Source organism: Pseudomonas corni, from assembly GCF_057128765.1.
In genome coordinates, this window is the sequence record NZ_JBSKHW010000017.1 from 123,557 (window position 1) to 130,338 (window position 6,782).

General features: G+C 61.2%; 4 protein-coding genes. All 4 read right to left on the minus strand.

Annotated features, from left to right (window positions below):
• The 4 genes from ACWKV9_RS23220 to ACWKV9_RS23235 all read right to left on the minus strand — a co-directional run bounded on the left by ACWKV9_RS23220 (position 1) and on the right by ACWKV9_RS23235 (position 6,386).
• On the minus strand, positions 1 to 1,773 hold the full coding sequence (locus tag ACWKV9_RS23220) for an N-acetylglutaminylglutamine amidotransferase (RefSeq protein ID WP_483838446.1): 1,773 nt from the start codon (positions 1,771 to 1,773) through the stop codon (positions 1 to 3).
• A 384-nt stretch (positions 1,774 to 2,157) separates the two neighbouring features.
• The gene (locus ACWKV9_RS23225; protein WP_483838447.1) at positions 2,158 to 3,246 is read right to left on the minus strand and encodes a lipocalin-like domain-containing protein; all 1,089 of its coding nucleotides are present in this window, start codon (positions 3,244 to 3,246) and stop codon (positions 2,158 to 2,160) included.
• Positions 3,236 to 5,716 (minus strand): ABC transporter permease, encoded by a 2,481-nt coding sequence (locus ACWKV9_RS23230; protein WP_483838448.1) that lies wholly within the window; start codon positions 5,714 to 5,716, stop codon positions 3,236 to 3,238. The genes ACWKV9_RS23225 and ACWKV9_RS23230 overlap by 11 nt, the downstream gene beginning before the upstream one ends.
• A 1-nt stretch (position 5,717) precedes the next feature.
• Entirely contained in the window at positions 5,718 to 6,386 is a 669-nt protein-coding gene (locus ACWKV9_RS23235) for an ABC transporter ATP-binding protein (protein ID WP_483838449.1), read from the minus strand.
• Positions 6,387 to 6,782 lie beyond the last annotated feature (396 nt).

Consider the following 6,782-nt stretch of genomic DNA (forward strand, 5'->3'; position numbering starts at 1 on the left):
TCAGAGTCCTTGTTCGCTGAGCCACAGGTTCAGCGCTGCGAGCTGCCACAATTTGGAGCCGCGCAGAGGGGTCAATTGACCTTGCGGGTCGGTCAACAGTTTGTCGACCATCTGCGGATTGAAGACGCCTCGGTTCTGGCTCGGATCAAGCAACAGATCACGCACCCAGTTCAGGGTCTCGCCCTGCAAATGCTTGAGGCCAGGCACCGGGAAATAGCCCTTTTTACGATCGATCACTTCCGACGGAATGACCATGCGCGCGGCCTCTTTCAACACCTGCTTGCCGCCGTCCGGCAGTTTGAATTTCCCCGGCACGCGGGCCGACAGCTCAACCAGGCGGTAGTCGAGAAACGGGGTACGGGCTTCAAGGCCCCAGGCCATGGTCATGTTGTCCACGCGTTTGACCGGGTCGTCCACCAGCATCACCGTGCTGTCCAGACGCAGGGCTTTGTCGACCGCCGCATCGGCGCCGGGCATCGCGAAATGATCGCGTACGAAGTCGCCTGCGGCGTCATTCGGTGTCAGCCATTTCGGCGTGACGGTGGCGGCGTATTCGTCGTAGCTACGATCGAAAAACGCGTCGCGGTAGGCGGCGTAGGGATCGCTTGCGCCATCGACCTGCGGATACCAGTGATAACCGGCGAACAGCTCGTCCGCGCCTTGACCGCTCTGCACCACTTTGCAGTGCTTGGCCACTTCGCGGGACAGCAGGTAAAACGCGATGCAGTCGTGGCTGACCATCGGCTCGCTCATGGCGCGGAAGGCCGCCGGCAGTTGCTCGATGATCTCGCTTTCGTTGATGCGCAATTGATGATGATTGGTGCCGTAATGCTTGGCGATCAGGTCTGAGTATTGGAACTCGTCGCCGCGCTCGCCGCCAGCATCCTGGAAACCGATGGAGAAGGTCGACAGGTCTTTGACCCCGACTTCACGCAGCAGGCCGACCAACATGCTCGAATCGACGCCGCCGGAAAGCAGCACGCCTACATCAACCGCAGCACGCTGACGAATAGCAACTGCCTCGCGGGTGCTGTCCAGTACGCGATCGCGCCAGTCTTCAAGCGTGAGGTGCTGCTCGTCGGCACGAGGACCGTAAGGCAGTGTCCACCAGACCTTCTGTTCAGTTTGGCCATCGGCCTGAATGCGCATCCAGGTGGCTGGCGGCACTTTTTCAACGCCTGCCAGCAAGGTGCGCGGCGCAGGGACTACAGCGTGGAAATTCAGATAGTGGTTCAGCGCAATCGGATCAAGCATCGGACTGATGTCGCCGCCTTTGAGCAAGGCTGGCAGCGTCGAGGCGAAGCGAATGCGTTTGTCGGTGCGCGACAGGTAAAGCGGCTTGACGCCCAAGCGGTCGCGGGCAATGAACAGCTCACGCTTGTCACGCTCCCAGATGGCGAACGCGAACATGCCGTTGAGCTTGGGCAGCATGTCGGCGCCCCAAGCGTGATAGCCCTTGAGCAGCACTTCGGTGTCGCCGCCCGAATGAAAGGTGTAGCCCAGCGCTTCAAGCTCGGCGCGCAATTCAGGAAAATTGTAAATCGCACCGTTGAAGGCCAGAGACAGCCCCAGATGGCTGTCGGTCATCGGCTGCGCCGAGCCGTCAGACAGGTCCATGATTTTCAGGCGCCGATGGCCCAGGGCAATCGGCCCTTGGCTATGGAAACCCCAGGCATCCGGGCCACGAGGCGCCAAATGATGGGTGATTCGTTCTACTGCGGCGAGGTCCGCAGGTTGGAGGTCAAAGCGTAATTCGCCAGCTAGTCCGCACATATAATCCTTACCGGTTTTCCGTTGGGGAACGTGGCAGGGAAGTCCGGCCACCCAAAGACTGACCAGCAGGATTTGTGAGAGTTTTAGAACGTTCGGTTATAAGTGACCTATCGGGCGGTGTGAGTTTTGTGTTTGTTTTTGATTCTGGCCGCAGGCCGTAGGAGTCTGGCTTGCCGACGATCTGCCGCGAAGCGGCAGCAAAAGGCTGGATGCGGTATATCAGATTCACCCAATCACCCGATTCACGACCGGCGCCGCTGATCAAAGGTGGGAGCGGACCCGTCCGCGAATACGGTTTATCAGCTCCTGAACATGTACCGGACATACCGGCCCCTTCGCAGAGGTCCGCTCCCACGGGGAGTGAATGGCCAGGAATCGCGGCACCTAATACCCCGTCATCTCCAAATACCCCACACCTTTATGACTGCCACTCAACGTCACCGGTCCTTCCCAATAGGGAATTCGCAAGTTCATCCAGGCGTTCGGGTTGAGGGCTGTGGTGGTGATATCCAGGCCCTTGCCGGGGATTTTTACTGACCAGCGGGTGGGCATCGTATGTCCCGCGACGTCGGTGGTGGCGGTCGGCGTCAGGCTGATGTCTTTGCCGGCGAGCTGTTCGGTGCTGCCGTCCGGGTTGATCCACGTCCCGGTCAGATACGGCTCACCCTGTTTCTGGCGCATGCGATACAGCATCACTTGCGCGCCGTCTTCCAGGTGGACAGAGAACCAGTCCCAGCCGGTCTGGTTGGCAGTCAGCGGCTGGCTGCTCCATTCCCGGTCCAGCCAGGCCGAGCCGGTGACCTGATAGGTTTTGCCATCAATCGTGACGCTGCCTTCGGCATCAAAAAACGGCTGGCTGTAGTAATACGACGCCTGGCCTTCTTCGGATTTCTGGCTGAAACCCTGATTGCCCTGCAGCACCAACGGTCTGCTGGATGTCAGGTGCAACCGATAGCTGAACTGCGGGCCGCTGGCCTGCAATTGCATATCTGCCAATGGGTTTTCAACAGGGGCCTGACTGCTCAGCGACCAATCGTCGATCCACGCAGAAAAGGGCGAAAGCGTCACCCCGGCCTGCTCGACGCCGCCTCGTGCATAGCGTTCGGTGGCGTGATGCGCGTTTGCCGAGGTCACCGCCGCATGACCCATCCACAGATTGCGATTGCGCCAGCCCTGATCGTCACCGACCGTCTGCGCAGTACGCGGCAGCGCGCTGCGAAACAGCGTCCATTGCACGCCGAAAGGCTCTCCCTTGTCATCCTTGAGATTGGCTGTGATGTACCACCACTCAATGCGGAATCCGTCGTGGGGTCCGTGATCGTCCGGGAACACGAAGCGCTTGCCCGGCGTGACCTGCGAATAGCTGGCCGCATCGTCAGCCAGCCCCGCGAAGCCTTTTTCCTCAGTGGCCTTGTCGTCACAGCCGCACAGCAGCAGTACGGCGACCAAGCAGCTCGCCCAGTTAATCCTCATTCGCGAATGTCCTGAGCAAATCGGCAGGTTGCGTGCGAAACAGCCGATACAGCGGCCATGCCGATGCCAGCAATGTGGCCAATAACGCGAGCCCCATCAATTGCAGCAGTTGCAGCGGGAACACCTGCAACGGCAAGCGCCAGCCAAAGGCCTGAACGTTGATCACCGCGTCCAGACACCACGCCAGCAGCAGCCCGAGCGGCAACGCCAACACCAGCGTCAACACCGCCAGCAGCCAGGTTTGCGCCAGGTTCAGCAGCATCAACTGGCGCCGCGTGACCCCCAGCGCCCACAACGGCGCCAGTTGCCCGAGGCGGCTCTGACTTTGCGTCAGCAGGCTGATAAACAGCGCCACACCGGCCACCCCCAACGTCAGGCTATTGAGCGCGCCGGTGGCGGCGAAGGTGCGTTCGAAGATCTGGCTGGACCAGGATTTGAGCTGCCGCTGATCAATGATGTGGTTGTCGTCGAGCTGGAATTTGTTGTGCAGCAAACGCAGGAACTGCGGCACGGCGGGCGGATCGATGCGCAGATTGAAACGGTTCGGCGCCAGTTGCGGCCAATGACGCAACAAGTGCTCGGCGTTGACCAGAATGTGCCCCTTCGGATTGCCGTAGTCGGCGTAAATACCCACCACCTTCAGCGGCCATTCACCGTCCGGCGCCGGCAGTTTGACCTCGTCGCCGACCTCGACTTTCAAGCGCCGCGCCAGTTGTTCACTGAGCATCAGCGTATCGTCCTTGGCCAACTGCGCCCAGGCGTCACCGCTCACGGATTCCAGCAGCGGCCAGTGCTGGCGGTAATTGGGGTGGTCGATGATGCCGTACAGTTCAGCGGGCCAGCCATTGAGCTGGATCGACACTTGCCAGTTCGGCAGCACGGCAGAAATCAATCCCTGCTGGCCCAGCCACGTTTGCAGCGGGATGGCCTGAGCAGCATCGGTGGGATTGATGTACAGCTCTGCAGTCAGGCGCTGCTCCAGCCAGTTATTGAAGGTCTGGCGGAAACCCGAGGTCATGCTCCCCGCGCCAATGTTGGCGGCCATCGCCAGCAACAACGCCATCAACGCCAGGCTCAGCGCTGGCAACTGTTGCCGGCAATCGGCAAGAAACCATTGCCCCAAAACCGAACGGCTACGGCCTAACAAACCGTTGAGCAGCCCGTTGAGCAAAACCGGCAGACCCAGCGCCGCACCCAGCAGCAGGCTGGCCATCAACACAAACCCCATCGCCAAACTGTCGCCAAACAGCACGGCCAACAGCGCGATGATGATCGCAGCCAAGGCAATCCAGCCCTGACGCCGCAGCCAGCGGGAGTGCTCCTCGTGCCAGGCCTGTGCGTTCGCCAGCGCCAACAAAGGCAAGCGGGCAGCGCGCAGCAAACTGTTCGCCCCCGCGAGAAACGCGCCCAGCAGACTGACGCCCAAGCCACTCAACCACCACAGCGGGCTGAGCGTGAGTTGCCCGGCGACTTCGGCGCCATACAGACCACGCAGGCTGGCCGCGACATCGGGAAGCAACACGCTCGCCAGCCAATACCCGCTGATAACTCCAGCAATACCTCCCAGCAACGCCAGGGCGCCGAGTTCGACCGCAAGACTGGTGATCAGCAATCGGGCGCTGACACCGCACGCCCGCAAGTTGCGCAGCAAGCCCCGACGTTGTTCCAGGGCCAGACCGATGGCGGCGTGAACGATGAACAGCCCCACCACGAACGACAAGAAACCCAACGCATCCAGATTGAGGTGGAAGCTTTCCGTGAGCCGGGCGAGGTCGTTTTCTTCGCCGCTTTTTTTGAGCACCAATTGCCGAGCGATTTCATCAGGAAGCGGCGGTGCGTTGGCGGCGAAATCCTTGGGCAATAAAAGCTGCGAGATCTGCTGCGGCATATTCAACAGTTGCTGAGCGAAGCCGATGTCCACCAGCAGCAGGCCGGGGGCCATATCGACCTGCGCCTTTAACGGCGGCAGGGTTGCGCCTGCTTCGGTCAGCGGCTGGTCGCCTTCCTTGAGCCCTAAAGCCTTGAGGGTTTGCGGCGCAATCCAGGTGCTGCCCGGCGCAGTGAAAAAATTGACGATCTGCGCGGTGTCCAGTGTCTGCCCGGCCAGTGCTGTGCCGTTGGGCATCGACACCGGTTCGATGCCCATCAGTTGCAGACGCTGATCGGGCTGGCTCTTGAGCGCGATGCGGCCACGCAGAACCGGGGAGACGGGCCAACCGGCGCGACGCAGGCTGACGAATAACGCTTGAGAAAACGGCGCGCCATTGGCCGACGCGAGGCTGGTCTGCGGTTCGCCGCCGATCAACTGGCTGGCCTTGGCGTAACTGTCCCGCGCCTGACTGTTAAGCGCCTGCACCCCGGTCAGCAGGCTGGTCGCCAGCCACAGGCCTGTGAGCACGCTAAAAAATTGCACCGGGTGACGGCGCCAGTGACTGAGCAGGGCGCGCAAGGTCCAGTAAAAAACCTGCATCTCAGCGTTCGCCTTCTGCGGCCAGACGTCCGAGATGCAGCACGGCTTGTCGCGACAGACGCGCCGCAACTCGCGGGCTGTGGGTGACCATCAACAAACTGGTAGGGCTGTCGGCCAGCAGGTCCAGCAGCAATTGCAACACGTCATCGCTGGTGGCTTCGTCGAGGTTGCCCGTGGGCTCGTCTGCCAGCAATAACGCAGGGCGGGAGGCGAGGGCGCGTCCGATGGCGACCCGTTGTTGCTGGCCGCCCGACAACTGTTCGGGATAGCGCTTGAGCAAATCACCCAGGCCCAGACGTGCGATCAATTGCGCCTGCCATTGCGGTTCATAGCGACCCGCAAGGCGCGCTTGAAACGCCAGGTTGTCTTCGACTTTCAGGCTGCCGATCAGGTTGAACTGCTGGAACACCAGACCGATCTGAGTGCGCCGCCAGTTGGCGAGTTGGGCTTCGTTCATCTGGTCCAGGCGTTGGCCCGAGATTTCGATACTGCCACTGTCCACCTGATCCAGCCCGGCGACCAAATGCAACAGCGTGCTTTTACCGCTGCCCGATTCGCCCATCAGCGCCAGGCTTTCGCCTTGTTCCAGATGCAGATCGGCCCCTCGCAACACCGCCAGTGGACCTTGGGCCGTGGCATAGCTTTTAAACACGCCTTGGACTTGCAGCATTCGGGGATTCGCCTGAGGTGGGGTGTGGCCGAGGATAGCGCTTTGATGGCGGCGCAGGAAAAGGGTTCGGTTATTCGTGTTGCGCCTGCACGGGTTCTGGCCGCATGGCAGGCACACCCCGCTTTGATTCTGCCCGCAGGGCGTAGGAGCTCTCGGAGGTTACGACGGCAGCGATGGGCTGCGAAGCGGCCCTAAACCAGCTACCTCGGTCCATCTGAAGAATCCGGTGCGCCGGTTTTGCTGCCGGTTCCCGGCAGATCGTCAGCAAACGGAACGCCGCCCGGCAGGACTCCTACGGGCTCCGCCCAGAATCAAAAGCGATTTATGCAGCGCCGCCGTCGTGCTTCTGCCGAAGGCGTAGGAGCTCTCGGAGGTAACGACGGCAGCGATGGGCTG

Bases quoted from the DNA above. Each gene is read 5' to 3' on its own strand.
- ACWKV9_RS23220 (WP_483838446.1), bottom strand. From the start codon at position 1,773: ATGTGCGGACTAGCTGGCGAATTACGCTTTGACCTCCAACCTGCGGAC.
- ACWKV9_RS23230 (WP_483838448.1), bottom strand. From the start codon at position 5,716: ATGCAGGTTTTTTACTGGACCTTGCGCGCCCTGCTCAGTCACTGGCGC.
- ACWKV9_RS23225 (WP_483838447.1), bottom strand. From the start codon at position 3,246: ATGAGGATTAACTGGGCGAGCTGCTTGGTCGCCGTACTGCTGCTGTGC.
- ACWKV9_RS23235 (WP_483838449.1), bottom strand. From the start codon at position 6,386: ATGCTGCAAGTCCAAGGCGTGTTTAAAAGCTATGCCACGGCCCAAGGT.